The sequence below is a fragment of the Bifidobacterium choladohabitans genome (genome assembly GCF_016102005.1).
Classification (GTDB): domain Bacteria; phylum Actinomycetota; class Actinomycetes; order Actinomycetales; family Bifidobacteriaceae; genus Bombiscardovia; species Bombiscardovia choladohabitans.
Genome location: NZ_JACFPL010000002.1, coordinates 78,716 through 104,409 on the forward strand (window position 1 = coordinate 78,716; position 25,694 = coordinate 104,409).

Consider the following 25,694-nt stretch of genomic DNA (forward strand, 5'->3'; position numbering starts at 1 on the left):
GGAGCAGGTATGGCAGGATTGATGAAGAACGCAATGTCCTTTTTCGGCATGTCGGATGTCGTGGATGACGATGACGACGACCTGGCCGACGATGACGAGGCCCGCGACGGCTTCGACACCGATCACTCTGTGACTCCCATGGCTCCGCAATCCACGTCCAGCAGCCAGGAAGCCGAGTCCACGCCCTTCCAGAGCCGGATCAACCGCATCACCACCATCCATCCCAAGTCCTACGAGGATGCCCAGATGGTCGGCAGGGCCCTGCGGGACGGGGTTCCGGTGGTCCTCAACCTGACAGGCGTGTCCGAGTCGGTTGCCTACAGGATTGTCGATTTCTCCGCCGGCGTGGTCTTCGGGGTACGCGGGTCCATTGAGCGGGTCACCCCCAGGGTCTTCCTGCTCAGTCCTGCACAGGTCAACATCAAGGTGGAGGAGCCCGAGTCAGGCTCCTCGGCCAAGGGGCTTTTCGCCCAGTGACCGAAGCCCTGGCAGCCTTGTCCGCAGGAGCCTGAAGACGCATGCTTGTTCCTTTTATTCGATATCTGATAGACATCTGCATTGAGACCTACCTGCTCATCCTCTTCGTGCGGATGATTCTGGACTGGGTCCTGGTTCTGTCGCCCCGCTGGTACCCCCGAGGCTTCGTGGCCTCGCTCATCCGGGTCATCTATGCCTTGACCGAGCCGCCCCTGCGCTGGCTGCGCCGGTACATTCCGCCCCTGCCCATGGGCAGGATCCAGCTCGATGTCTCCTTCATGGTGCTCTACGCCGCGTTGATCATCATCCAGGTGCTGCTGGGATAAAAGCAAGACCGCGGATACGGCAGACTCCGTGCTAGCATGCAGTAAGAGAACACAATCGGGCTGGTTGGCCTGAAGCGAGGTGGAGAAACATATGGCTCTATTGACGCCTAATGACATAAGGGAGCATACCTTCCAGACAGTGCGGTTCAAGGAAGGCTACGACGTCGACGAGGTTGACGACTTCCTGGATCAGGTCACGGAGACGGTTGAAGCCTTGGGCAAGCAGGCCATGCAGGGCAACTCCGCTTCCACCCAGTCCCTGGGTACCGACGTGGCCTCGCTGAACTCCAAGATCTCCGACCTGACGGCTCAGGTGGAATCCCTGCAGACGGAAAACAGGGATCTGAAGCAGGCCCAGGGTAATGCCGCCCAGCAGCCTGTCGTGGATGCCCAGACCAAGCGGCTCCTGGCCGAGTCCCAGAGCCAGGTCAAGACCCTGGCCTCCCAGAATGACCAGCTCAAGCGTCAGGTCGAGCAGCTCAACTCGCAGATCGACCAGCTGACCGCCCAGGCCGCCGCGGGCAACAACACCCAGGCTCTGACCAATCAGCTGACCGCCATGCAAAAGGAGCGCGACCAGGCCCGCCAGCAGGTCCAGGCTCTGACCAACCAGCTCAATGCCTCCCAGCAGAGCATGGCCACGGCCCGCCAGCAGGTCACCCAGGCACAGAAGGCCTCTCAGGAGCAGCAGCAGCGCACCGAGCAGCTCAACAAGCAGCTGGAGGAATCCCGCAAGCGCGAGGAGCAGCTGCGCCAGCAGGTCTCCAAGGCCGAGCCCTCCACCGAAACGGGCAGCCTGCAGCGGATCGCGGGCGCTGGTGCCGAGGCCAGCAGCGAACCCGAGAGGGCCACTGCCATGCTCACCCTGGCCATGCAGCTGCACGACCAGTACGTGGACAAGGGCAAGGCCAACGCCTCCCAGCTGGTTGCCGAGGGCCACGCCCAGCACGACGACATCGTCAAGAAGGCGGAGGACTACTCCAAGAGGACCCGCGCCGAGGTGGACGAGTATTCCAAGCGAGTCCACTCCGAGGCCGATGGTTACTCACAGCGTGTACGCTCCCAGGCCGACGAGTACTCGGTCAAGACCCGTTCCGATGCCGACGCCTATTCCAAGCGCCAGCACTCGCAGGCCGACGAGTACGAGACCCAGGTGCAGACCCGCGCGCAGGAGTATGACAAGAACACCCGCGACAGTGCCGATCGCTATGCCGCCGATGTCAAGAACAAGCTCATGGATCAGTCCAAGGTTCTGGAGGAGAACATCCAGGGGCTCAAGCAGTTCGAGGCGGGCTACCGCAGCAAGCTGACCGAGTTCCTCAACCAGCTGATCAACCAGATCTCGGACACCAGCAATTACCAGTCCATGGAAAAGAAGTCCGAACAGGCTCACTGATTCCATCCGGTAATGACGAAGAACATACACAAGGGACGGCTGCGCGGGCGCGTGGCCGTCTTCGTCGCTCTGGCGGCAGTGGCCATAGCCCTGGACCAGGTGACCAAGGCCCTGGCCCTGGCCCGGCTGGGCAACGGTGTCAGGGTGGTCCTTCCTGGACCGTTGCGCGGACTGCGTCTGGTACGCAACCCCGGGGCTTCGCTTGGATTGGGGTCCGGGAGTACCTGGGTCATATCCCTGATTGCCCTGGCGGCCTGTCTGCTCATTATCGTTCTGGCTCTGCGCACCACCTCCATGGCCTGGACCCTGGTCCTCTCCCTGGCCTTCTCCGGGGCGGCAGGCAATCTGATCGACAGGGTGGCCTATGCATCGGGCTTCCTTGACGGTGCCGTGGTCGACTTTCTGGACTACGGCTGGTCGGTGGGCAATGTGGCCGATATCTATCTGACCCTGGCAGGCGTGGCCGTGGTGGTGCTCATTGTCTGCAATGTGCGGTTCAGCGACAGGGACAAAGCCAAAGAGCATGGGGGAGCGGCCAAGTGACCCGGCTTCTTCCTGCGCCGGATGCTCTTGTGGGTCGGCGTCTGGACATGGCCCTGTCCAAAATGCTGGGTCTGTCCAGGGCCAAGGCCAGCGAACTGGTGGCCCAGGGGCATGTGCGGATCATGGGCCGCCGGGTGAACAAGGCCACCACCCTGATGAGCGGCGATCTGATAGAGCTGGACGAGCCCGAGCCAGCCAAGCAGGTGGAGCCGGTGGCCGAGGACATGCCTGTGGTCTATGAGGACGAGGACGTGGTCGTCGTAGACAAGCCGGTGGGGGTGGCGGCACATCCCTCCATAGGTTGGACCGGCCCAACCGTTCTGGGCAGCCTTTTGCAGCGGGGCACCCACATCACCTCAATGGGGGCCCAGGGCCGTCAGGGCATCGTCTCCCGCCTGGACGCGGGCACCAGCGGCCTCATGCTGGTCTGCAAGTCCGACCTGGCCTACAAGGAGATGCGTCGGCAGTTCGCCCGGCATGAGGTGGTCAAGATCTACCACGCCCTGGTCCAGGGCAATCTTTCCGAGGACAAGGCCACCATCGAGGCCCCCATAGGACGGGCGCGTGTCTCGGACTTCCGCTTCACGGTCACCCCTGCCGGCAAGGAGGCCATCACCCACTGGGATGTCCTGGAGCGCTTCGGCTCGGCAACCCTGGTCAGCGTCAATCTGGAGACCGGGCGCACCCATCAGATACGCGTGCACTTCTCCTCCATAGGCCATCCCCTGGTGGGTGACCACATGTATGGGGCCAACCCCGACCTGGCGGAGCGACTGGGCCTGAAGCGGCAGTGGCTGCACGCCATGCGCCTGGAATTCCGCCACCCCCGTACCAAGATCTGGACCAAGGTGGTCTCCTCCTACCCGGCTGATCTGCGCCGCTCCCTGCAGATCGAACGTCAGAGCGCCGCTGGTATACGCAGCTAGCGGACTCCGGCGATTCGGCCAGGGTCCTGGGTAAGTTGGAGATATGTCCTCAACCCGGTCAGACTTCGTTCACCTTCACACCCACACCCACTATTCCACCCTGGACGGGGCCAGCAGGATCCCCGACCTGGTCGCCGAGGTGGGACGGCTGGGGCAGCCGGCCGTGGCCATCACCGACCATGGCAACATGCATGGGGCCTACGAGCTTTGGCGGACGGCCGTGGATGCCGACATCAAGCCCATCATCGGCATCGAGGCCTATGTGACCCCTGAGACGGCCCGCCAGGACAAGAGCCGGGTCCACTGGGGAACCGACGAGCAGCGTTCGGACGACGTCTCCGGCGGCGGCTTCATCACCCACATGACCCTCTGGGCCAGCGACGATACGGGCCTGGTCAACCTGATCAAGGCCTCCTCGGTGGCCAACCTGGAGGGCCTGGTCGGCAAGTGGCCCCGCATGGACAAGGACCTGCTGTCCACCTACCACAAGGGGGTCATCGCCACCACCGGCTGCCCCTCGGGCATCGTCCAGACCAGGCTGAGGCTGGGCCAGTTCGACGAGGCCCTGCGGGCCGCCGGGGAGTTCCAGGACATCTTCGGCAAGGAGAACTACTACGTGGAACTGATGGACCACGGGCTGGAGATCGAGCATCGGGTGACCAAGGATCTGCTGGAGATCGCCCGTCGTCTGGATGCCCCCCTGGTGGCCACCAACGACTCGCACTACGTGCGCAAGGAGGATGCCTCGGCCCAGGACGCCCTGCTCTGCATCAACTCGGGATCCCGGCTGACCGACCCTGGCCGCTTCAAGTTCGACGGCACCGGCTACTACATCCGCTCGGCCCAGGAGATGCGTGAGATCTTCAAGGAGTTCCCCGAAGCCTGCGACAACACCCTGGAGATCGCGGAGCGCTGCAACGTCATGTTCGACGACCACGAGGACGGGGCCTTCATGCCCCGCTTCGACTGCCCGGAGGGCTGGGACGAGACCTCCCTCTTCCTGAAGAAGGTGGACGAGGGACTGAAGAACCGCTATCCGGACGGGGTACCCGAGGAGGTCTCCCACCAGGCCGACTACGAGTGCGGTGTCATCTGCCAGATGCAGTTCACCGGATACTTTCTGGTGGTGGCCGATTACATCAACTGGGCCAAGAACCACGGGATCATGGTGGGACCGGGCCGTGGCTCGGCTGCAGGATCCATGGTGGCCTACGCCATGGGCATCACCGAGCTGGACCCGCTCAAGCACGGGCTGATCTTCGAGCGCTTCCTCAACCCCGAGAGGGTCTCCCTGCCCGATATCGACGTGGACTTCGACCCCGAGGGGCGCATGAAGGTCCTGGACTACGTGGGCCGCAAGTACGGTTCCGACAAGGTGGCCCAGTGCGTGACCTATGGCACCATCAAGACCAAGCAGGCCCTGAAGGACTCGGCCAGGATCATGGACTACGAGTACTCCGTGGGTGACCAGGTCACCAAGGCCCTGCCGCCCACGGTCAACGGCAAGGACATGAGCCTCAAGGAGATCTTCGACCCCCAGTCCAAGCGCTACCCGGAGGCCAAGGAATTCCGCGACCTGTATGAGTCCAACCCGGACGTCAAGCGGATCACCGAGGAGGCCAAGGGCATCGAGGGCATCATCCGCCAGACCGGTGTGCACGCCTGCGCCACCATCATGGCCTCCAACCCCATCACCAACACCTCGCCGCTGATGGAACGCACGGACGGCACGGTGACCACCACCTTCGAGTACCACACCTGCGAGACCCTGGGGCTGGTCAAGATGGACTTCCTGGGGCTGTCCAACCTCACGGTCATCAGGGATACGGTCACCAACATCCAGCGCAACGGCAAGGAGCCCATCAGCATCGAGAAGGTCCCCCTGGACGACAAGGAGACCTACCAGCTGCTGTCCCGGGGCGACACCCTGGGCGTCTTCCAGCTCGATGGCGACGGCATGCGCTCCCTGCTGCGCATGCTCAAGCCCGACAACTTCAACGACATCTCCGCCCTGATCGCCCTCTACCGGCCGGGGCCCATGGATATGAACTCGCACATCAACTATGCCAAGCGCAAGAACGGGCTGCAGAAGATCGAGCCCATCCACCCCGAGGTGGCCAAGCCCCTGGCGGGCGTGTTGGACGAGACCTACGGCCTGATCGTCTACCAGGAGCAGGTCCAGTCCGCTGCCCGGATTCTGGCCGGCTACTCCCTGGGCCGAGCCGATGTGCTGCGAAGGGCCATGGGCAAGAAGAAGCCCGACGTCCTGGCCAAGGAGCAGGTGCCCTTCTTCGAGGGCATGAAGGCGCACGGCTACTCCCAGGAGGCCGCCCAGGCGGTCTGGGACGTCCTGGTGCCCTTCTCCGGCTACGCCTTCAACAAGGCGCACTCGGCGGCCTACGCCCTGATCGCATACTGGACCGCCTACCTGAAGACCCACTATCCGGTGGAGTTCATGGCCGCCCTGCTGCAGAACGAGCGGACCAACAAGGACAAGACCGCCCTCTACCTGGGCGAGGCCAGGAGGATGGGCATCCGCATCCTGGCGCCCGACATCAACGAGTCCGTGTCCGAGTACTCCGCTGTCGGCGACGTGGTCCGCTTCGGCCTGGGGGCCATCCGCAATGTGGGCGACAAGGTGGTGGCGGACATCATCGAGGAGCGTCAGGGGCCCCGGGGCAAGTACGTCAACTTCATGGACTTCGTCAAGCGTGTGCCCATGGAGGTGCTCAACAAGCGGACCGTGGAATCCCTGATCAAGGGGGGCGCCTTCGACAGCATCGACCCCAATCGGAGGGCCCTCTTCCAGATTCATGACGAGGCCGTCGACCAGGTCATGCCCATCAAGCGCAAGCAGGCCGAGGGCCAGTTCGACCTCTTCGCCGACGCCGATGACGACCAACCCCAACAGGATGCCTTGGGCGACGCCCAGGTGACCGTGCCCGACATCGACGAGTGGGACAAGTCCACCAAGCTCAACTTCGAGCGGCAGATGCTGGGCCTGTACGTGTCCGACCATCCCCTGAGCGGCATGACCTCGGTTCTGGCCGGCATGCGCGATATGTCCATCGCCCAGCTGCTCAACCGGTCCAAGGGCATGGACGGCAAGGCGGTGACCCTGGCCGGGCTGGTCACTGCAGTGGACAGACGGGTCTCCAAGAAGGGCAATCCCTGGGCCATCGTCACCATCGAGGACCTGGAGAGCTCCATCCAGTGCATGTTCTTCGGCAAGGTCTACGACGCCCACTCCGAGGACCTGGTCCTGGACTCGATTATCCGGGTCAAGGGTGTGGTCGAGCTGCGGGACGAGGCCACCAACATTCGCGTCAACGATATGGAGGTGCCCGTCCTGGAGTCGGCCGACGAGCGGCCACTGACCATCACCCTGCCCAGGCAGGCCCTGGACCGGGGGCACATGGAGCGGCTGGCCCGGATACTCAAGTCCCACCCCGGCTACTGCCAGGTCCGTCTGGCGGTCACCGACGACCGGGGCAACGTCCGTCTGCTGACCTTCGGCGACGGATTCCGCACCAGGCACGACACCTCCATGATGGCCGAGATCAAGTCCGTCTTCGGACCCTCCTGTCTGCCGTCGGCCTAGGACGCGTCCGGAGCCGTCTCACCATTTGGGACGGTGGTGAGTCGCCGGCATTGGCGACACAAAAGTTCACTACCATCAAAGTATGTCAAAGCTCATGATGAGAACCATGGATCTGCGCGGTAAAACCATGTCCCGCGCCCAACTCCTCGCCGCCATGCCCCGGGCCGATATGGGTACCCGGGAGGCCAGCGCCCAGGTGCAGCCCATACTGGACCAGGTGCGCGAGCATGGGGCAGCGGCTCTGCGGGATCTGGAGCAGAGGTTCGACCATGTGCGCCCTCATGATCTGAGGGTTCCGGCATCGGCCATGCAGGAGGCCTTGGAGGGGCTGGATCCCAAGGTCAGGGCGGCGATCGAGGAGTCCGTTGCCCGCCTCCGCAAGGTCTGCACCACCCAGGTGCCCAAGCCCATGGCCACCGATCTGGCACCCGGCGCTCGGGTCAGCGAGCGGTGGATTCCGATTGAACGCGTGGGCCTCTATGTGCCGGGAGGCAAGGCCCTGTATCCCTCCTCGGTCATCATGAACGCGGTGCCTGCCCAGATTGCCGGGGTCGATTCCCTGGCCGTGGCCACGCCGCCTGCCTCCGATGACCCCCGTGGCCTGCCGGCGGCCATCATCCTTGCCACCTGCGCCATCCTGGGGGTGGACGAGGTCTATGCCGTGGGCGGTGCCCAGGCTGTGGCCATGTTCGCTTACGGGGCCAAGGGATCCGAGCCTCAGGACGGGGAGATTCTCTGCGACCCGGTCGACAAGATCACGGGCCCGGGCAACATCTTCGTGGCGACGGCCAAGCAGATGGTCTCCGGCATGGTGGGCATCGACGCTGTGGCCGGACCCACGGAAATCGCTATTCTTGCCGACGGCCAGGCCAACCCCGACTGGGTTGCTGCAGACCTGATCGGCCAGGCCGAGCATGACGAGCTGGCCGGCTCGGTGCTGATCACCGACAGCCGGGACCTGGCCCAGGGCGTTCAGGAGGCTCTGGATCGCAGGGTGCCTAGGACCGAGCATGCCGACCGGGTGCGTACCTCCCTGGGCGGCAATCAGTCGGGGATCATCCTGACCGACGGAATCGGCCAGTCCATCGACGTGGCCAATGCCTATGCCGCCGAGCACCTGGAGGTTCAGACGGCCGATCCGGATGCCGTCATCGACCGGATCAGGAATGCCGGCGCCATCTTCCGCGGCCCTTACTCCCCTGTGCCCCTGGGCGACTACATGTCCGGGTCTAACCACGTTCTGCCCACCGGCGGAACCGCCCGCTTCGACGTGGCGCTGGGCGTCCATACCTTCATGAAGCCTGTCGAAGTCATCGAATATGACCAGGAGGGGCTCAAGCCCATCGCTGCCAAGATCAATGATTTCGCCGTATCCGAGGATCTGCCCGCCCATGGCGAGTGCGTCCTGAGCCGGTTCCTGGACGACCCCTACGACAAGGCCGACCTGGAAGCCAACGAAGAGAAGGCCGGTCTAAGGTGAGTGCCATACCAGCCGATCTTCCCCTCCGTGCGGACCTGGTGGGGGAGGAGCCCTACGGCGCCCCCCAGCTGGATGTCCCGGTCTGCCTGAACGTCAACGAAAACCCCTACCCCCTGGACCAGGAGGTGGTCGATGCCATCTGCGAGCGGGTGCGCCAGGTGGCCCCCGGTCTCAACCGCTATCCGGACAGGGAGCATGAGGAACTGCGGCGGGCCCTGGCTGCCTACCTGAAGAAGGAGTCGGGGACCTCGCTCCAACCCGGGCAGCTCTGGGCGGCCAACGGGTCCAATGAGATCATGCTCCAGCTCTTCCAGGCCTTCGGTGGTCCGGGCAGGACCGCCTTGGGCTGCGACCCGACCTACTCCATGTATCCCGAATATGCCAGGGATACCTTCACCGATTGGAAGCTGGCCCACCGGCTGCCCGATTTCAGTCTGGATATGGACACGACCATCGAACGCATCAAGGCGCTGGGGCCCGCCATGGTCCTGGTGACCAGCCCCAACAATCCCACGGGGACGCCCCTGCCCATGGACCAGCTGATCAGACTCCTGGAGGTCTGCTCCAAGGTCCCTGTAACGGGTGCGGATTCCTCCGCCCGACCCATCGTGGTCGTGGACGAGGCCTACATCGAGTTCCGCGACCCGGGCACGCCATCGGCGGTCAGTCTGATCGGGCAGTACGACCACCTGGCGGTCAGCCGGACCATGTCCAAGGCCTTCGCCTTCGCCGGTGCCAGGGTGGGCTACCTGGCAGCATCCCGGGGAATAGTCGACGCGGTCCGCATCGTCCGGATGCCCTACCACCTGAGCGCCCTGACCCAGGCTGCGGCCCTGGCTGCCCTGGAGCACACGGACCTCCAGCTGGCACGGGTGGATCAGATCCGCCAGACCCGGCAGGAAACCGCTGAGTGGCTGGCCGAGCAGAAGTTCCATGGCCGGCCCTTGACCGTGGTTCCTTCTGCATCCAACTTCATCCTCTTCGGCACCTTCCCCGACCGGGATGCCGTCTTCGAGGCCATGAAGGATGAAGGCGTGCTGATTCGGGCCGTTGGTCCCCAGGGCTACCTGAGGGTCTGCATGGGCACGGACGCGGAGATGGAGCGTTTCCGCCGAACCCTGGTCCATGTCCTTACGCGGTTCTAGGAGGATGCAGACCAGCGGAACGGCTATGCTGGTGGTCTAGACGCCGCGCAGAAGACCTAGTGCGGACTGGAGTGTGCGGCAGAAAGCGGAGGAGCAGCAATGGCAGGCAGAACAGCCACCATCACCCGCCAGACCAGTGAATCCAAGGTGAGCCTGAGTCTGGACCTGGATGGCACCGGGGTGACCGACATCGACACCTCGGTTCCCTTCTATGACCATATGATGACGGCCCTGGGCAGGCATTCCCTGATCGACCTGACCATCAAGGCCAGCGGGGACACCCAGATCGACGTCCACCACACCGTCGAGGACGTGGCCATCGTCTTTGGCGAGGCCCTGGCCCAGGCCCTGGGGGACAAGCGGGGCATCAAGCGCTTCGCCGACGCAACCGTTCCCCTGGACGAGGCCCTGGCCCGAGCCGTGGTCGATATTTCCGGCAGGCCCTATGCGGTCTGCACCGGTGAGCCGGAAGGGTTCGAATACGCCATGATCGGCGGGCACTTCACCGGTTCCCTGGTCAGGCACGTCATGGAGTCCATCGCCCTGCACGCCGGCATCTGCCTGCACCTGACCCTCTTGTCGGGCAGGGATCCGCATCACATCGCCGAGGCTGAATTCAAGGCCCTGGCCAGGGCTCTGCGTTTCGCCGTGGAGCCGGATCCCAGGGTGAAGGGCATCCCCAGCACCAAGGGGTCGCTATGAGCACTGATGAACACGACAACAACGACAACAAGGATCAGGACCTGCCGGATTCCGGCCATCATCTGAGCGAGGAGGAGGTCGAGCGGGCCCTGGCCAGCTTTGAGGCTGAGTTCAATGAGGACCAGGACCAAGCGGATCAGCCGGTTGAGCACTCCGGATCGAGCGTGGATGACGAGGCTGGGCCGAATTTCGAACCCGCCGACCAATCGTCGGTGGAACCGGACGGGGCTGATGGTGTTGCGGCTGACTTCGATCAGGAGCTTGAAGGCCTGATAGGCAACCGGGCCAAGGCCGCCGTCATGGTGACCCGTCTGGCTTCGGCAGAGCTTCTGGCGGCCTTCTGCCAGATTTCCGATATTTCGGCCTGGTGCATCCAGGCCCATGAGGGTGCCGTGGCCGTCCTGAGAAACCTGGATGGGGACGGACCCGAGGCCGCCATCCGCGATCTGACCACGGTGGTATCCGGGCTCAGTGCCATCCTTGCGGTCAACCGGGCCGACAAACTTGAGGTGACCCTCTGGATCAGCGGGAAGTCGGGGCAGACGCTTGCGCCGCCCATCCTCTTCGCCGCCACCGCCGACTTCGTGGAGGACCTGATGATCGGGACCACCACGGTGGACAGGCTGCGCCAGGACGGGGCCGCCATCTTCGATTCGGGGGAGTACAACCGCGAGAAGGCCATGGGCATCATCGCCTCGCACACCAGGTTCGGGGCCGGCGGATCGACTCGCCAAGGCCGCGTCGAGTAATCGAGTCGAGTAGAAGTTCAGGCAAGAGGCTTGGCTAGGAGGAACATGACCCGGATACAGGTGCTTGACTATGGGTTCGGCAATGTCAGATCCATGGTGCATGCCCTCTCCCAGTTGGGGGTCGATGCGCAGATCAGCGCCGACCCGGACCTGGCCATGAAGGCCGACGGCCTGGTCATCCCAGGTGTGGGAGCCTATGGGGCCTGCATGGCGGGGTTGCGCGCCGTGGGCGGCGACCGCATCATCCTCGATCGTCTGGCCCAGGGACTGCCGGTTCTGGGGGTCTGCATAGGCCTCCAGGTCATGTTCCAGTTCGGGGACGAGGACGGCCGCAGCGAGCCTGGTCTGGGCCTGATTCCCGGTCGTGTGACCAAGCTGGATGCCGATGTGGTGCCCCATATGGGCTGGGACCATGTCCAGGCGCCTCAGGGAACACGACTCCTGGCAGGGGTCCAGGACCAGCGTTTCTACTTCGTCCACTCCTATGCCGCCATGGCTGCGCAGGGCGATGACCGGGTCAGCGGGACGCAGCCCGATCTGTGCCTGCGGGTATCAGCATTCAAAGAACATGGTGACAGCCGGCCAGGGTCATTCCGGCCAGGGTCGGACAAAACCTCACAGGGCGCCTCTTTCGGTGAACCGCTGGTTACCTGGGCCACCTATGGACGCAGCAGGTTCGTGGCCGCCTATGAATGCGGTCCCTTGAGCGCCACCCAGTTCCATCCTGAAAAGTCCGGACAGGCCGGCGCACGGTTGTTGACCAATTGGGTGCGGACCCTTCCCGGGGCTTCCGGACTCCCTTGTGAGAAAGGTGAATGAGATGCTGACGCTTCTACCCGCTGTCGATGTCCGTGACGGAAAGGCGGTCCGCCTGAGGCAAGGGATCTCCGGCTCCGAGAAGGTCTATGGTGAGCCTGCCGATGCAGCCAAGGCCTGGGTGGACCAGGGTGCCGAGTGGCTCCACCTGGTCGACCTGGATGCGGCCTTCGGCACGGGCGACAACCGCGACAAGCTGGCCGCCCTGGTCAACGAGCTGGGCGATCGCGTCAAGGTGGAGCTCAGCGGCGGCATCCGCGACGATGCCAGCCTGGAGGCAGCCCTGGATGCAGGCGCCACCCGGGTCAACATCGGCACGGCGGCCCTGGAGAACCCGGAGTGGACCAGCCAGGTTCTGGGTCGCTACGGAGAGAAGGTCTGCGTGGGGCTGGACGTGCGCGGGCACACCCTGGCCGCCCGGGGCTGGACCAGACAGGGCGGGGACCTTTTTGAGGCCATGGAGCGACTGGACCGGGACGGGTGCAGCCGGTACGTGGTCACCGACGTGACCCGCGACGGGATGATGACCGGTCCCAACCTGGATCTGCTCGGCCAGGTGGCTGACCGGACCCCGGCCAAGGTGACCGCCTCGGGAGGTATATCCAGCCTCGATGACCTGGGCCGGATCCTGGATCTGGCCGATCGGGGCGTGGACAGCGCCATCCTGGGCAAGTCCCTCTATGAGGGGGCCTTCACCCTGGAGCAGGCGCTGGACCTGGTCTCGGGGCATTGTTAACGCTATAAGCAAGTCTGCGAAATATAGGAATGGGAGCATAGGCTCTATGGATAAGCAAGAGGAGTTCGCGCTGCGCACTGTCGAGGAGCGCGATGTCCGGTTCATTCGTCTCTGGTTCACCGACGTCTTGGGAACCCTAAAATCGGTGGCCATAGCGCCCACCGAGCTGGAAGTGGCCTTCGAGGAGGGACTGGGCTTTGACGGCTCGGCCATCGAGGGCATGACCAGGGTCTCCGAGGATGACATGATCGTCAAGCCCGACCCGTCCACCTTCCAGATACTTCCCTGGAGGGGCGGACCCCAGGGTACGGCGCGGATTTTCTGCGACGTGCTCACACCGGACGGCGAGCCCAGCAGCGGTGACCCCAGGCATGTGCTCAAGCGTGCCCTGGCCAAGGCCAAGGAGAAGGGCTTCATCTTCTATACCCACCCGGAGATCGAGTTCTACCTGTTCGAGAACCAGGATGACTGGTCCCAGGTTCCGACCCCCATCGACGAGGGCGGCTACTTCGACCATGTGCCCCGCAGCCCGGGGATGGACTTCCGCCGGGCCTGCGTCAACATGCTGGAGCAGATGGGCATCTCGGTGGAGTACTCCCACCATGAGGCCGGACCGGGGCAGAACGAGATCGACCTGCGCTATGCCGACGCCCTGACCACCTCCGACAACATCATGACCTTCCGGACCGTGGTCAAGGAGATCTCCCTGGAGCGGGGGATCTACGCCAGCTTCATGCCCAAGCCCTTCACCGACAAGCCGGGTTCGGGCATGCACACCCATCTGAGCCTGTTCGAGGGGGACACCAACGCCTTCTACGAGGTGGGCCAGGAGTTCAACATGTCCCAGACGGCCCGGCAGTTCGCCGCCGGCATCCTGGCCCATGCGGCCGAGATCTGCGCGGTGACCGACCAGTACGTCAACTCCTACAAGCGGCTCTGGGGGGGAGCCGAGGCACCCAGCTACGTCTGCTGGGGGCACAACAACCGATCCGCCCTACTGCGCATACCCCAGTACAAGCCCGGCAAGGGCAACTCGGCCAGGATGGAGTTCCGGGGGCTGGATCCGGGGGCCAACCCCTACCTGGCATACTCGGTGCTGCTGGCTGCCGGCCTGGACGGGATCGAGCAGAAGATGACCCTGGGCGAGCCCACCAGCGACGACGTCTGGGAGCTGACCGACGCCGAGCGGCAGGCCATGGGCATCGAGCCCCTGCCTGACAGCCTGGACGCGGCCCTCAAGGTCATGGAGAAGTCGGACTTCGTGGCCCAGGTGCTGGGCGAGCAGACCTTCGAGTACTTCCTGCGCAACAAGCACCGGGAGTGGGCCGGATACAGCCGGCAGGTCACCCCCTACGAGCTGGCCTACTACCTGCCCAGGCTTTGAATCCGGGGCTCACTGGTCCGATCGGCCGAACCAGCTGTTGTAAATGATGACGAAGTTGCGATTGCCATAGCTTGAGCAGCGGTTGCCCTCGCCGTCGCCTGCCCGCAGCGCTGCCTCGTTGGGCTGGTAGGGCGTATAGATGTAGAGCAGGGCAGTGGCATCGTTCTCGATGTAGACCTTGCCGCTGCCACAGGAGGCATCGGGGCTGAAGCGCACATCGTTCAGGGCCTTGGTCCGGTAGCCGTATTGGTCCCGGTGGGCCTGGTAGTAGCGGAACCGGTGGGCGGCACCGTAGACCTGGTTGAAGAATCCGGCGTAGCGGGCGTCGCAGTCTGCATCGTCAGGGCAGGAGAGGCCCATGGCCGACTGGAGCTGGACCTGGGTGGGGGGCTGGTCGGTGGCCACCAGGTGCTGCTCCTTTTGCAGCATGGTCAGGAGGACCTTCTGACTGATCCCGCAGGAGCGGGCTGACCCGTCAATGATCTGAGCCGCGCTCTGCCCCTTGCCGCCCTTGTAGGCATCACATAGGCCGTCGCCAGGGCGGTCGGGGACATCCATCTGCAGACTGCGCAGGCAGGTGGAGCCGTTGCAGGATCCCCCCTTCTGGTCCAGGAAGGCCTGGACATCGTCGGCGTTCATGTCCACCGTGTCATGGAAGCGGTGATCGGTGATGATCCTGCCTGGATTGAAGACGTACTCCTGGGAGAGCTGCTCCTGGTGGCGGATGACGCGGCCGACCATCAGCCGGTAGGAGACGAAGCGGACGGCCAGGATGCACAGGGCGACCACCAGGACTATGGCCATCAGGGCTGCCCCCAGGGTCTGCGCGCGGCGGAGGGTCATCCGTCCGCGTTTGTTGCCGCCCCTGCGTGCTCGTCCCGATGGCCTTGTGCTCATGGTTTTCCTTCCAGCGCCTTCCTGATCCTTTGCAGGCTGACGGGGATGGCCGTCCCCAGCTCCTGGGCCCAGATGGAGACAAAGTACTCCTCCATCATCCAACGTCCCCTTTGCGCACGGTCCATGGCCTGGTCTCGTCCGGGACCGGCGGGCAGGGCCTGGGCCGCCTGGTCCACCTGGTCCACCAGATCCTGGGCGGTCTGCGCCTGCCATGCCCATCGTACGTCACGATCCTTGTCCCTGCGGGCCTTGTCCAGGCGCATCAGGTCCGCCTTCAGGTATGTGTGCAGGCGGGGGAGGGCATAGGGCGGATCGGCGCCGATGAAGCCCTTGGCCACCAGATTGGCAGAATGCTGGCGTATCCACTGCAGGACCGAGAGCAGGGGAAGATCGGCCGGGCCGGACACGGCCTTGTCCACCTGGGCCGAGGTCTCCAGAATGGCGACCACATCCCTGGCCACCTGATAGACGGTGTCCTCGTAGACCTGGCTGACGCCGGCCACAGCCTCCTGCAGGGTCCGGTCGTCGGTGACGGCTTCGGTGTGGGGGATCAGGCGCTTGACAGCGGCCATCTGCAGGTCCTCGGCAAGGGCAGAGGTGCCCGGGTAGGGGGCCGAGGCCAGCATCAGGGCCTCCCGGCTCAGCCAGCGTGAGGAGATCCGCTGGGCAGGCAGGTGGAGCTTGTCCAGGGCGGCCTGCCAGATCAGTTCCTCGCGCGGTTTGGTGGTGGCGCCGGACTGGTGGAGCAGGTCGGCGCTCTTGACCACCTGACCCTGTCGGGCGGCCTTGCTGGCCTGGGAGTCCACCCGGGACCGGGCCGACTGCCGGGCCTGTCCGGCCAGGTCGCGCTGCAGGTCGGCCAGGGACTTGGACCGGCCCAGGACCTTGGGGTGGCCCTGGCCCTTGCGGCCGTGGCCCTGGCGCCGATCCTCCTCCACCTGGAAGGTGGGGCGCAGGTAGTCGGGTAGCCGTTCCAACCTGGCCTGGGTGAAGACCGCCGGGTGCAGCTGGGCGCCGACCGTATTGATGGCTGCGGCGGTGAAGGCCTGCTCGAAGTCCGGCCAGCCCCCGGCGGGGATGGCTCCTGCACCGTTTTCATCCCCGGCTGCAGGCTGGTCCGCCGACCCATAGGTGGCCTGCTCTGCCGATGCCGGATCGGCGCCGGGCAACAGGGGATAGTGGCCGTCTATCCAGGCGCGGATGGTCCGGGCGGCGTCAGGGGCGGGGACGAACTGGACCCGCAGGGCCTTGGGCAGGGACTTGATGGTGGCTGTGATCAGGTCGTCCAGAAGACCGGGCACGGTCCAGCTGAACTGTCCGGGCGTCAGCTGGTTCAGGCAGTGCAGGGGGATGTGGACAGTGATGCCGTCGTCCGGCTCTCCCGGCTGGTAGCGGTAGGTCAGGGGCAGATCCATGGGCCGGCCGTCGATGCCCAGGGTATGCCAGTGGTCGGGGTAGTCCCCGGGTCGGTAGGAGGCGGACTGGTCGTTCAGGCGCTCCACCTTGTCGGGGTCGAAGTCCAGCAGGTGGGGGTCCGCATCGTGGCGCTTCCGCCACCAGGCGCCCAGTGCGGCCAGGGAGGTGGCCTCCTGGGGAATGCGCTCCTGGTAGAAGTCGTAGAGGTCCTCCTCGGTGACGGTGCCGGTCACCTGGCGGGTCCGGCTGGTCCGCTCTCCGGCTTCGCTGAGCACCTGCCTGTTGGCCTGAATGAAGCCGTCATGGGGGAAGCGCTCGCGCACGTCACCCTCGACCAGGCCCTGGCGTATCAGCATGTCCCGGGCCTGGCCGGGGTTGATGCGGGCCCACTGGACCGTCCTGTCGCGCACGATGGGCAGGCCGTAGAGCAGAACCTTTGAGGTCGCCACCGCGGCACCACGGGAGGCCGACCAATGGGGCTCGGCGTAGGCGGTCCTGGTCAGGGACTTGGCCAGGGGCTCGGCCCAGGCGGGGTCGATGGCTGCACAGCAGCGCGCCCAGAGCCGGGAGGTCTCCACCAGCTCGGCGGCCATGATCCAGGGCGGATTGGCCTTGGCCAGTGCAGAGCCGGGGAAGATGGCGAAATGCGTGCCGCGCGCCCCCTGATAGTCGTTCTTGGCCTGCCGGCGAGCCCGCTTCATGGCCTTGGCCCGGGCGGCACCATGCAGGCCGGCGAAATCGGAGGCCTTGGGTTCGTGGACCACCTGCATGCCCATGCTGGAGAGCAGTCCGGCCAGCATGGACCGGTGGATGCCTTGGTCGTCCCAGGAGCAGACCAGGGCGTGTGCCGCCTGCTGCCCAATCGGCAGGGCCAGCAGGGCCTGATCCGGTCCCTTGACGGGGACGGGGGAGCCCACCTTCATGTGCAGGCCCCGGCACATCTGGGCAAGCTGCCGGTAGAGGTCATGCCACTGCCGCATGCGCAGGAAGGCCATGTACTCCTGCTTGCAGGCCTTGCGCAGGGCCCCATTGGAGGGTTCCTTGTCCTGCGGGAAGAAGCGGTTCCAGATGTTCAGGGCCGTCAGGAAGTCGCTGGATGGGTCCTCGTAGCGGGCATGGATCCGATCGGCCTCCTCGCGCTTCTCCTCAGGTCGCTCGCGAGGGTCCTGCAGGGAGAGGAAGGCCACGACCACCAGAACGGCGGCCAGGGTGTCCGGGGTGGCATCCTGGCCGGCCTGCAGGATCATTCTGCCCAGACGGATGTCGATGGGGATCCTGGCCAGCCGTCGTCCCAGATTGGTCAGCCGGATGAGGCCCTGCTGGCGGGAGATGGCCTGCAGCTCGGTCAGTTCCCGCAGACCGTCGCTGACTGCTCGGGTGTCGGGCGGGTCGATGAAGCCGAAGTCGGTAACGTCCTCGGCCGTATGGGCCACGCCCACCGAGAGCATATGCAGGATGACCGAACCCAGAGAGGTGCGCAGGATCTCCGGGTCGGTGAACTTGGGACGGGTGTCATAGTCGTCCTTGGCATACAGGCGGATGGCGATGCCGTCGGCCACACGTCCGCAGCGGCCTGCACGCTGATCGGCCGAGGCCTGGGAGATGGGCTCGATGGGCAGGCGCTGGACCTTGGCCGACTTGGAATAGCGGCTGATCCTGGCCAATCCCGGGTCCACCACGTATCGGATGCCCGGTACCGTCAGGGAGGTTTCCGCCACGTTGGTGGCGATCACGATGCGCTGATGGCCGTGGTGTTCGAAGACCCGGTGCTGTTCCTTGGCCGACAGGCGGGCGAAGAGGGGGATGATCTCCAGGGCGTCCGGGCGGCGCATGTCGGAGGTTCGCGGGCCGAAGTGGCGTCGCAGGGCGGTTTCGTACTCACGGATGTCGCGCTCGCCGGCTGCGAAGACCAGGATGTCCCTGGGGCCGTCCTCATGGGTGGAGTGGATGACCAGCTCGGCGCAGGCCCGGGCCACCGCCTTGGGGATGTCCGGTTCCTCCCTGTCCTGGCCTTCCCCATCGGAGTCGAACCCGGGTACATGCCGCATCAGGGCAGGTGCCGATCCGGCGGGCTCGTAGAGGGTTTGGACCGGATAGGTCCGGCCGGAGACCTCCAGCACGGGCACCTGGGTGTGCAGGGCCTTGGCGAAGTGGTCCCGGAACTTGACCGAATCGATGGTGGCCGAGGTGATGATCAGCTTCAGATCGGGCCGTTTGGGCAGCAGGGCGGTCAGGTAGCCCAGCAGAAAGTCGATGTTCAGGCTGCGCTCGTGGGCCTCGTCGATGATGATGGTGTCGTAGGCCCGTAGCTGGGGATCGCCCTGGATCTGCGCCAGGAGGATGCCGTCGGTGACCACTCGCAGGCGGGTGCTCCTGCTGGACTTGTCGGTGAAGCGCACCTGGTAGCCGATCTGTTCACCCAGCCTGGTGCCTGTCTCCGAGGCGATGCGCTCAGCCACGGTTCTGGCGGCGATCCTCCTGGGCTGGGTGTGCACGATCTGGCGGCCGTGGTCGCCACGACCCATCTGAAGGAGGATCTTGGGAATCTGGGTGGTCTTGCCCGAGCCGGTCTGACCGGAGACGATGACCACCTGGGAGGACTGCACGGCGTGGACGATGTCCTCCTTGGCCGCACTGATGGGCAGCTCGGTGGGATACTCGAACCTCATGCCCGGCCCACCTCGATGATCCGGTAGCCCTTGGACGAGGCATATTTCTCCGCCGTCCAGCCGGAGCCCAGGGCCTGAGCCAGCCAGGGAATCAGGGAGTCGGCGCCCAGGTTGCGCTGGACCACCAGGTAGGCCCGGCCTTGGGGTTTCAGTCTGGGCAGGTAGGTCATCAGCAGGTCGTGCAGGGCCGTCTTGCCCACCCGGATGGGCGGATTGGACCATATCAGGTCAAAGCACAGATCGTCCGGCACCTGCTCCGGGGTCAGCGTGTGCACCCTGTCAAGGCCCTGGGACCGGGCGTTGCGGGCGGTCAGATCCAGGGCCCGCAGGTTGGTGTCCACAGCATAGACGCTGGCCTTTGGCGACTGGATGGCCATGCTCAGGGCGATGGGCCCCCAGCCGCAGCCCAGGTCCAGAAAATCGCCCTCGACCGGGGGCTGGGGGACGCGTTTGAGCAGGACCGAGGTGCCCAGGTCAAGCCTGCCCGACGAGAAGACCCCGTGGGAGACCTCCACCTGGCAGGTGCGGCCGGCCAGCTCCACCCGGATGGTCCGCCGCTGGTCGGGGGAGGCCGGACGGGCCACGAAGTACTGTTCGCCTCCGCCCGTCCCGGTCCTGGAGGATTGCCCCCGGCTGCTGCCATGGTCCCTGTGCGTCATGTCCATCCCGTCCGTCTTTGAAGTCTGCCCGTCCCTCGGGCGCTCGCTGATGTCTGCTAAGAAGATGATAATAAAGACTGTGTCATGATTCCGCCTACACCGGATTCGTTCCCTAGTCCATAGATCAATGCAGAGGTGCCTTTGACCCAAGAAAAACCGACCCAAGAGCATGGTTCAGCAGTTGTCGACGCCCACCAGGACCCGCTCGCCCACAAGTCCGAGGTGCTGACCGGCAGTGAAGGGCAGGTCGGGCAGGACCAGGATCAGGAGTGGCAGGAGCGCAGCCGACGTAATGCCTTCCGTCATGTCGAGGGGCTGGGCGAGCTGCAGGACGTGACCGAGGTGGAGTATCGCAAGGTCCGTCTGGAGCGGGTGGTACTGGTCGGCGTCTGGTCGGGTTCTCGGACCACGGTCGGCCAGGCCGAGGAGTCCCTGCGCGAGCTGGCCGCCCTGGCGCGGACCGCCGGGGCCGAGGTGCTTGACGGCCTGCTCCAGCAGCGTGTCAAACCCGATCCGGCCACCTACCTGGGTTCGGGGAAGGCGCGGGAGCTGGCGGATATCGTGGCCCGGCTGGGCGCCGACACCATCATCACCGATGACGACCTTCATCCCTCCCAGCGACGTGCCCTGGAGGATGTCACCAAGGTCAAGGTGGTCGACAGGACAGCCCTGATTCTGGACATCTTCGCCCAGCATGCCACCAGCCGCGAGGGCAAGGCCCAGGTGGAACTGGCCCAGCTGGAGTACATGCTGCCCAGGCTGCGCGGCTGGGGCGGATCACTCTCCCGCCAGGCCGGAGGTCAGGCTGCCGGGCAGGCCGGCGGCATAGGCTCCCGCGGCCCGGGCGAGACCAAGATCGAGACCGACCGGCGGGTCATCAGACGTCGGATTTCCCGGCTGAAGCGTCAGATCGCCCAGATGGCCCCCTCGCGTCAGGTCAAGCGTGGATCCCGGCGACGCTATCAGTTGCCGGCCGTGGCCGTGGTGGGGTACACCAACGCCGGCAAATCCTCGCTGACCAACCGGCTGACCGGGTCCGAGGAACTGGTGGAGAACGCCCTGTTCGCCACCCTGGATACGGCCGTCAGGCGCACCAAGGCCGCAGACGGTCGGCTTTATGTCTATGTGGACACGGTCGGGTTCGTCCGCCGCCTGCCCACCCAGCTGGTCGAGGCCTTCAAATCCACCCTGGAGGAGGTGGGCCAGTCCGACCTGATTCTGCACGTCGTGGACGGCTCCCATCCCGATCCCTTCGGGCAGATCAGGGCTGTGGATGCCGTGCTGGCAGAGATCCCCGGCGCTGAGTCCATTCCCCGCCTGTTGGTCTTCAATAAGGTTGATCTGATCGACCAGGATGCCCGGCAGCGGCTCGCCAACCTTGAACCCGAGGCCTTCCTGGTCTCGGCCAGGCAGGGTCAGGGTCTTACGTCCCTGCGCAGGCGGGTGGAGGAGCTGCTGCCCGCCCCCGCCGTGCACGTCCAGGCCGTCCTGCCCTACACCAGTGGCTCCCTGCTGGAGCAGGTGCGGCGGTTGGGACGGGTGGATTCATTGGAATACCGGGCCGATGGGGTTGCGCTGAGCGCTGATGTGGACGACCGGCTGGCGGCCGCCGTGCTTGACCAGGCCATTGATCAGAAGCCCTTGCGGGCTCCAGCTGGTGACACGCCATCGGGAAGGCTGGGCTCCTAAGGGGCAGATGCACGCCAGGTCACCTATGCTGGGTAGACTACGTATGTTGTGTCAGCGGCAAACCCGTTTCCCGGGTTCCGATAAGAGAGGTCCATAAAACAATGGCGGAATCATCAATCAAGCCAACCAAGCTAGCGATCGTAGGAGCCGGAGCCGTGGGGTCGACCCTGGCCTTCTCGGCAGCCCAGCGCGGTGTGGCTCGGGAGATCGTCCTTGAGGATATCAACGCCCAGCGTGTTGAGGCCGAGGTCCGCGACATGCAGCACGGATCCAGCTTCTACCCCACGGTCACCATCGACGGCTCGGACGATCCGCAGATCTGCGCCGATGCCGACATGGTGGTCATCACGGCCGGAGCCAGGCAGAAGCCGGGCCAGACTCGGCTTGACCTGGCCGGCGCCACCATCAACATGATGAAGTCCATCATTCCTCAGATGGTCGAGGTGGCACCCAATGCCATCTTCCTGCTGATTACCAACCCCGTCGACATCGTCACCCGGGTCTCTCTGGAGCTGTCCGGGTTGCCTGTCAACCAGATGTTCGGTTCGGGTACCAACCTGGACTCCGCCCGCCTGCGCTACCTGATCGGCCAGCAGACAGGGGTCAACGTCAAGAACGTCCATGCCTACATCGCCGGCGAGCACGGCGACTCCGAGGTCCCGCTCTGGAGCTCGGCCACCATCGGCGGGGTGCCCATGTGCGACTGGATGGAGCTGCCCGGCCATGAGCCTCTGGACGCGGCCAAGCGCGAGGAGATCCACCAGGAGGTGAAGAACGCCGCCTACCAGATCATCGAGGGCAAGGGGGCGACCAACTTCGCCATCGCCATGTCCGGCGTGGACATCATCGAATCCATCCTGAACGGCACCGACAGGATTCTGCCGGTCAGCTCCCTGCTGGAGGACTTCCACGGGATTTCTGACGTGTGCATGTCGGTTCCCAGCGTGCTCAACCGTGACGGGGTCAACACCCACATCAACACCCCGCTGAGCGACGGCGAGCTGGCTGCTCTGAAGCGTTCCGCCGAGACCCTGAAGGAGACGGCAAGCAAGTTCGGTTTCTGAGTATTTCTCGGAAGACCTTGCCTTGTGACCCCTGGTGGCATACTTTGGTGATTGATGAATCGGGGTATGCATGAGCGCTCATGAAGGTGGTGTCCAGGGCGGCGGGTCCGCCCATCGTCGACAGTTGCTGACGACCCTGGCGCTGACGGGCTCGGTATTCGTGGCCGAAGTCGTCGGTGCCTTGGTCACCCGCAGCCTGGCCTTGCTGGTCGACGCCGGGCACATGATGACCGACATGGCCGTGCTGATCGCCTCCACTGTCACGGCAGTGTTGATGGAGCGCCGTCCCACAAACCGGAGGACATGGGGCTGGTCCCGTCTGGAGGTCATCACGGCGGCCGGCGGTGCTCTGGTTCTGCTGGCTGTGGGCGTCTACGCCATTGTGGAGGCTGTCTTGCGGCTCTGGTCGCCCGGGCGGGACCAGGTTCATCAGCAGGGGCTGCTGCTCTTCTTCGGCATTTTGGGCCTGGCTGCCAATGTGGGGTCCATCCTGGTTCTGGCCTCCGGGCATAAGGACAACCTGAACATGCGTGCCGCTTTTCTCGAAGTGGTCAACGATGCATTGGGTTCGGTGGCGGTTCTGATATCGGCTGTGGTCATGATGATCACCGGTTGGGCTGGATTCGATGCTGTAGCGGGAGCCCTGATTGCTCTGCTGATGATTCCCCGCGCGATCAAACTGCTGGCCAGCAGTGTCTCCGTGCTTCTTGAGGAGACCCCGGCGGACCTCGACATGGCCAAGGTCAGGAAGCACCTGGAGGGTGTGCCCGGCGTGCTTGAGGTTCACGACCTGCATGCCAACAGTGTTTCCACCGGCCTGCCGCAGCTGACGGCACATGTGGTGGTGCGTCAGGGAACGACGGCCGTTGAAAACGAACGCATTCTGACCAGCATGCAGCGCTGTCTGCGCAATCATTTCCCGGTCTCGGTCGAACACACGACCTTCCAGATAGAACCGCAGGGTCACCGGGACAGCAGCGGCGAGCATTTGGACATGTAGCCTTCAGACCTTGCGCAGGACTGTGACCACCTTGCCCATGATGACGGCGTGGGTGCCGTCAATAGGGGAGTAAGCCGGGTTGTGGGGAATCAGCCAGACGTGGTCCTTCTCGCGACGGAAGGTCTTTACCGTGGCCCCATCGTCCAGCAGGGCCGCGACGATGTCTCCATTCTCAGCCTCCTGCTGGCGGCGGACGACCACGAAGTCCCCGTCGCAGATGGCGGCGTCGACCATGGAATCCCCATGGACCTCAAGCATGAAGAGCTCGCCGGATCCGGTCAGGCGCTCGGGCAGGCGCATGACATCATCCACATGCTGCTCGGCCAGAATGGGCTGACCTGCGGCGATCCTGCCGACCAGGGGCACGTCACGCGACTGCATGATGGCCTCGTCGGCCTGTGTGTCGGGGAAGGGCATGATCCTGGCGGTTCCAGCAGTCGGCTCAGGTTGGTCCTGAACCAGCTCTATGGCACGTCCCTTGTTGGCAGTCAGACGAATGTATCCCAGATCCTGCAGGACCTGAAGCTGGTGTTTGACGGAAGAAGTGCTGCGTAGTCCCGCGTCCTTGCCGATTTCCCTGTAGGAGGGCAGAAATCCGCGTTCCGACAGGTGCCGCTTAATGGCTTCCAACACCCTGGCCTGGCGATCGGTCAGCTTGGGCCTGGACCCCTGATTCGGATGCTCGGTGCTGGCGGAGGTCTCAGCGGTTTCCTGAGAGGTTGCGCCATGAGCGGCGCTGGACTTGCTGTCGGAGCTCATGGTTGCAGGCCCGACAAAGGGGATGGTGCTCACGGATGGCTCCTTTCCTTGGAAACTGAACTCAGTCTAACCTGCCCAAAGTGAAAAATCAAACAAATGTTCGAATCGGCCTTGCCAAACGACGAGTGAGATGCCAGAATGAGAACATCTGTTCGATAGAACAAATGTTCGAAAGAGGTGTGCTGTGGTTGTTCGTGCCGGTGTCGGTTCCCGCATGTCTACGCCGTCGAGCCTGCCCTCGGCCTGCCGGGTGTATGTCAGTTCCCTGTTCTCGTCCGTCATGCTGCGTCTTCGCAGTGCCGCCAAAGCCTGTGTGTCCAATCAGGGTTTCGTGGGTGTCATCGTGCGCAGATTCGCGGCTTTTCTGGCTGTCGGCGCGATGACCCTGATTGGGGCCGGATGGATGGCTCGTCCGGCCAGCTCCGCTCCAGGACCGCAGGAGGTCATTACAAGAACGGTCCGTCCGGGCGATAATGTCTGGTCCTATGCAGCCTCGATCACCCCGCAAGGCGAGGATGTCACTGAAAACGTGGACCGCATCATGCGGATCAACAACATGTCCTCGCCCAACCTGCGCGTTGGTGACCGAATTCTGATTCCCAGCGACGATTGATGCAGCGACTTTCGGTCCAGGGAATTACCGACGCGGCTTCAATGACTCGTCGCCGGGATGAAGGTACTAGCTGAATTCAAGGAGTTTGTCCAGGGTTATACGCTGATAGGCCCGGTATACGTGGGTCTTGAGGTTCTTTGGCGCTATGATATTACATATGCATTGTCCTTTCTGCCAGAATCCCGATACCAAGGTTGTGGATACACGAATCAGCGACGACGGCCATGCCATAAGACGCCGCCGTGAGTGTCCGAACTGCTCGCGTCGGTTCACCACGGTGGAGACCTCGATCCTCCTGGTCATGAAACGTTCAGGCAACGCCGAACCCTTCAACCGCGACAAGGTCATCTCTGGTGTAAGGAAGGCCTGCCAGGGCAGGCCCATCGATGAGAATGACCTGAAGCTCCTGGGCCAGCAGGTCGAAGAGGATCTGCGTTCGCGCGGCCTGGCTCAGGTCGATTCGGAAGAGGTCGGCAGGGCCATTCTGAAGCCCCTTAGGGAGCTGGACGAGGTGGCCTATCTGCGCTTCGCCTCGGTCTACCGCAACTTCAGCAACCTGGAGGACTTCCAGCAGGCCATCGACACCCTTCGCGCCGAGGACCAGTCAGCTGAAGAGCAGCCTGCGACTGCACAGTCCTGAAATTAGA

At 64.4% G+C, this 25,694-nt stretch carries 22 protein-coding genes; 18 read left to right on the forward strand and 4 right to left on the reverse strand.

Annotated features, from left to right (window positions below):
* Positions 1-9 precede the first annotated feature (9 nt).
* From H3S97_RS03850 to glnA, 13 genes are all read left to right on the forward strand, one after another.
* Entirely contained in the window at positions 10-477 is a 468-nt protein-coding gene (locus H3S97_RS03850) for a cell division protein SepF (RefSeq protein ID WP_029677902.1), read from the forward strand.
* A 41-nt stretch (positions 478-518) separates the two neighbouring features.
* On the forward strand, positions 519-803 hold the full coding sequence (locus tag H3S97_RS03855) for a YggT family protein (protein ID WP_198176706.1): 285 nt from the start codon (positions 519-521) through the stop codon (positions 801-803).
* A 91-nt stretch (positions 804-894) separates the two neighbouring features.
* The gene (locus tag H3S97_RS03860) at positions 895-2,199 is read left to right on the forward strand and encodes a DivIVA domain-containing protein (protein WP_198219709.1); all 1,305 of its coding nucleotides are present in this window, start codon (positions 895-897) and stop codon (positions 2,197-2,199) included.
* Positions 2,200-2,211: 12 nt separating this feature from the next.
* A complete protein-coding gene (locus tag H3S97_RS03865; RefSeq protein WP_198219710.1) occupies positions 2,212-2,742 on the forward strand; it encodes a signal peptidase II in 531 nt (176 codons plus the stop codon).
* A complete protein-coding gene (locus tag H3S97_RS03870) occupies positions 2,739-3,668 on the forward strand; it encodes an RluA family pseudouridine synthase (RefSeq protein ID WP_198176704.1) in 930 nt (309 codons plus the stop codon). The genes H3S97_RS03865 and H3S97_RS03870 overlap by 4 nt, the downstream gene beginning before the upstream one ends.
* 43 nt (positions 3,669-3,711) lie before the next feature.
* Positions 3,712-7,269, forward strand: coding sequence for a DNA polymerase III subunit alpha (dnaE, locus tag H3S97_RS03875; protein WP_198219711.1), 3,558 nt, complete (start codon positions 3,712-3,714; stop codon positions 7,267-7,269).
* 82 nt (positions 7,270-7,351) lie between these two features.
* Positions 7,352-8,749 carry a histidinol dehydrogenase gene (hisD, locus tag H3S97_RS03880; RefSeq protein WP_198176702.1) on the forward strand — a complete coding sequence of 466 codons (1,398 nt, stop codon included), beginning with the start codon at positions 7,352-7,354 and terminating at the stop codon, positions 8,747-8,749.
* Positions 8,746-9,894: a histidinol-phosphate transaminase gene (locus H3S97_RS03885; RefSeq protein WP_198176701.1), complete on the forward strand. Its 1,149-nt coding sequence runs from the start codon at positions 8,746-8,748 to the stop codon at positions 9,892-9,894. Before hisD ends, H3S97_RS03885 begins: the two co-directional genes overlap by 4 nt.
* 99 nt (positions 9,895-9,993) lie before the next feature.
* Positions 9,994-10,596 carry an imidazoleglycerol-phosphate dehydratase HisB gene (gene hisB / locus H3S97_RS03890; protein ID WP_024627238.1) on the forward strand — a complete coding sequence of 201 codons (603 nt, stop codon included), beginning with the start codon at positions 9,994-9,996 and terminating at the stop codon, positions 10,594-10,596.
* Positions 10,593-11,345 carry a hypothetical protein gene (locus H3S97_RS03895; RefSeq protein ID WP_198176700.1) on the forward strand — a complete coding sequence of 251 codons (753 nt, stop codon included), beginning with the start codon at positions 10,593-10,595 and terminating at the stop codon, positions 11,343-11,345. The genes hisB and H3S97_RS03895 overlap by 4 nt, the downstream gene beginning before the upstream one ends.
* 45 nt (positions 11,346-11,390) lie before the next feature.
* Positions 11,391-12,164, forward strand: a complete 774-nt coding sequence (hisH, locus tag H3S97_RS03900; RefSeq protein WP_198219712.1) for an imidazole glycerol phosphate synthase subunit HisH — start codon at positions 11,391-11,393, stop codon at positions 12,162-12,164.
* A gap of 1 nt (position 12,165) precedes the next feature.
* Positions 12,166-12,897, forward strand: coding sequence for a bifunctional 1-(5-phosphoribosyl)-5-((5-phosphoribosylamino)methylideneamino)imidazole-4-carboxamide isomerase/phosphoribosylanthranilate isomerase PriA (priA, locus tag H3S97_RS03905; protein WP_198219713.1), 732 nt, complete (start codon positions 12,166-12,168; stop codon positions 12,895-12,897).
* A 46-nt stretch (positions 12,898-12,943) separates the two neighbouring features.
* Complete coding sequence (glnA, locus tag H3S97_RS03910) at positions 12,944-14,281, forward strand: type I glutamate--ammonia ligase (RefSeq protein WP_045935176.1); 1,338 nt, start codon at positions 12,944-12,946, stop codon at positions 14,279-14,281.
* Between the two features lie 9 nt (positions 14,282-14,290).
* Here the strand turns inward: glnA and H3S97_RS03915 are convergent, their stop codons facing one another.
* Genes H3S97_RS03915 through H3S97_RS03925 form a run of 3 tightly spaced genes read right to left on the reverse strand, consistent with a single transcriptional unit; the run spans position 14,291 to position 19,922 of the window.
* Entirely contained in the window at positions 14,291-15,178 is an 888-nt protein-coding gene (locus tag H3S97_RS03915; RefSeq protein WP_198219714.1) for a hemagglutinin, read from the reverse strand.
* A complete protein-coding gene (gene hrpA / locus H3S97_RS03920) occupies positions 15,175-19,263 on the reverse strand; it encodes an ATP-dependent RNA helicase HrpA (protein ID WP_198219715.1) in 4,089 nt (1,362 codons plus the stop codon). The genes H3S97_RS03915 and hrpA overlap by 4 nt, the downstream gene beginning before the upstream one ends.
* A complete protein-coding gene (locus H3S97_RS03925; protein ID WP_232342400.1) occupies positions 19,260-19,922 on the reverse strand; it encodes a class I SAM-dependent methyltransferase in 663 nt (220 codons plus the stop codon). The genes hrpA and H3S97_RS03925 overlap by 4 nt, the downstream gene beginning before the upstream one ends.
* A gap of 222 nt (positions 19,923-20,144) precedes the next feature.
* Here H3S97_RS03925 and hflX point away from each other — a divergent pair, with 222 nt between their 5' ends.
* The 3 genes from hflX (at position 20,145) to H3S97_RS03940 (ending at position 23,675) form a co-directional block, all read left to right on the forward strand.
* On the forward strand, positions 20,145-21,611 hold the full coding sequence (gene hflX, locus H3S97_RS03930; protein ID WP_332460607.1) for a GTPase HflX: 1,467 nt from the start codon (positions 20,145-20,147) through the stop codon (positions 21,609-21,611).
* Positions 21,612-21,712: 101 nt separating this feature from the next.
* Entirely contained in the window at positions 21,713-22,675 is a 963-nt protein-coding gene (locus H3S97_RS03935) for an L-lactate dehydrogenase (protein WP_024627229.1), read from the forward strand.
* A 70-nt stretch (positions 22,676-22,745) separates the two neighbouring features.
* Positions 22,746-23,675, forward strand: a complete 930-nt coding sequence (locus H3S97_RS03940; RefSeq protein ID WP_198219716.1) for a cation diffusion facilitator family transporter — start codon at positions 22,746-22,748, stop codon at positions 23,673-23,675.
* Positions 23,676-23,678: 3 nt separating this feature from the next.
* Here H3S97_RS03940 and lexA read toward each other — a convergent pair whose 3' ends face one another.
* On the reverse strand, positions 23,679-24,467 hold the full coding sequence (gene lexA / locus H3S97_RS03945) for a transcriptional repressor LexA (protein ID WP_332468264.1): 789 nt from the start codon (positions 24,465-24,467) through the stop codon (positions 23,679-23,681).
* Positions 24,468-24,648: 181 nt separating this feature from the next.
* Here lexA and H3S97_RS03950 point away from each other — a divergent pair, with 181 nt between their 5' ends.
* Complete coding sequence (locus H3S97_RS03950) at positions 24,649-25,047, forward strand: LysM peptidoglycan-binding domain-containing protein (RefSeq protein ID WP_198219717.1); 399 nt, start codon at positions 24,649-24,651, stop codon at positions 25,045-25,047.
* Between the two features lie 157 nt (positions 25,048-25,204).
* Complete coding sequence (nrdR, locus tag H3S97_RS03955) at positions 25,205-25,687, forward strand: transcriptional regulator NrdR (protein WP_198176691.1); 483 nt, start codon at positions 25,205-25,207, stop codon at positions 25,685-25,687.
* Positions 25,688-25,694: the final 7 nt, after the last annotated feature.

Excerpts from the sequence above, each read along its gene's own strand:
- H3S97_RS03850 (WP_029677902.1), top strand. The coding sequence starts at position 10 with ATGGCAGGATTGATGAAGAACGCAATGTCCTTTTTCGGCATGTCGGAT.
- H3S97_RS03855 (WP_198176706.1), top strand. The coding sequence starts at position 519 with ATGCTTGTTCCTTTTATTCGATATCTGATAGACATCTGCATTGAGACC.
- H3S97_RS03860 (WP_198219709.1), top strand. The coding sequence starts at position 895 with ATGGCTCTATTGACGCCTAATGACATAAGGGAGCATACCTTCCAGACA.
- H3S97_RS03865 (WP_198219710.1), top strand. The coding sequence starts at position 2,212 with ATGACGAAGAACATACACAAGGGACGGCTGCGCGGGCGCGTGGCCGTC.
- dnaE (WP_198219711.1), top strand. The coding sequence starts at position 3,712 with ATGTCCTCAACCCGGTCAGACTTCGTTCACCTTCACACCCACACCCAC.
- hisD (WP_198176702.1), top strand. The coding sequence starts at position 7,352 with ATGTCAAAGCTCATGATGAGAACCATGGATCTGCGCGGTAAAACCATG.
- hisB (WP_024627238.1), top strand. The coding sequence starts at position 9,994 with ATGGCAGGCAGAACAGCCACCATCACCCGCCAGACCAGTGAATCCAAG.
- H3S97_RS03895 (WP_198176700.1), top strand. The coding sequence starts at position 10,593 with ATGAGCACTGATGAACACGACAACAACGACAACAAGGATCAGGACCTG.
- hisH (WP_198219712.1), top strand. The coding sequence starts at position 11,391 with ATGACCCGGATACAGGTGCTTGACTATGGGTTCGGCAATGTCAGATCC.
- priA (WP_198219713.1), top strand. The coding sequence starts at position 12,166 with ATGCTGACGCTTCTACCCGCTGTCGATGTCCGTGACGGAAAGGCGGTC.
- glnA (WP_045935176.1), top strand. The coding sequence starts at position 12,944 with ATGGATAAGCAAGAGGAGTTCGCGCTGCGCACTGTCGAGGAGCGCGAT.
- H3S97_RS03915 (WP_198219714.1), bottom strand. The coding sequence starts at position 15,178 with ATGAGCACAAGGCCATCGGGACGAGCACGCAGGGGCGGCAACAAACGC.
- hrpA (WP_198219715.1), bottom strand. The coding sequence starts at position 19,263 with ATGAGGTTCGAGTATCCCACCGAGCTGCCCATCAGTGCGGCCAAGGAG.
- H3S97_RS03925 (WP_232342400.1), bottom strand. The coding sequence starts at position 19,922 with ATGACGCACAGGGACCATGGCAGCAGCCGGGGGCAATCCTCCAGGACC.
- H3S97_RS03935 (WP_024627229.1), top strand. The coding sequence starts at position 21,713 with ATGGCGGAATCATCAATCAAGCCAACCAAGCTAGCGATCGTAGGAGCC.
- H3S97_RS03940 (WP_198219716.1), top strand. The coding sequence starts at position 22,746 with ATGAGCGCTCATGAAGGTGGTGTCCAGGGCGGCGGGTCCGCCCATCGT.
- H3S97_RS03950 (WP_198219717.1), top strand. The coding sequence starts at position 24,649 with ATGTCTACGCCGTCGAGCCTGCCCTCGGCCTGCCGGGTGTATGTCAGT.
- nrdR (WP_198176691.1), top strand. The coding sequence starts at position 25,205 with ATGCATTGTCCTTTCTGCCAGAATCCCGATACCAAGGTTGTGGATACA.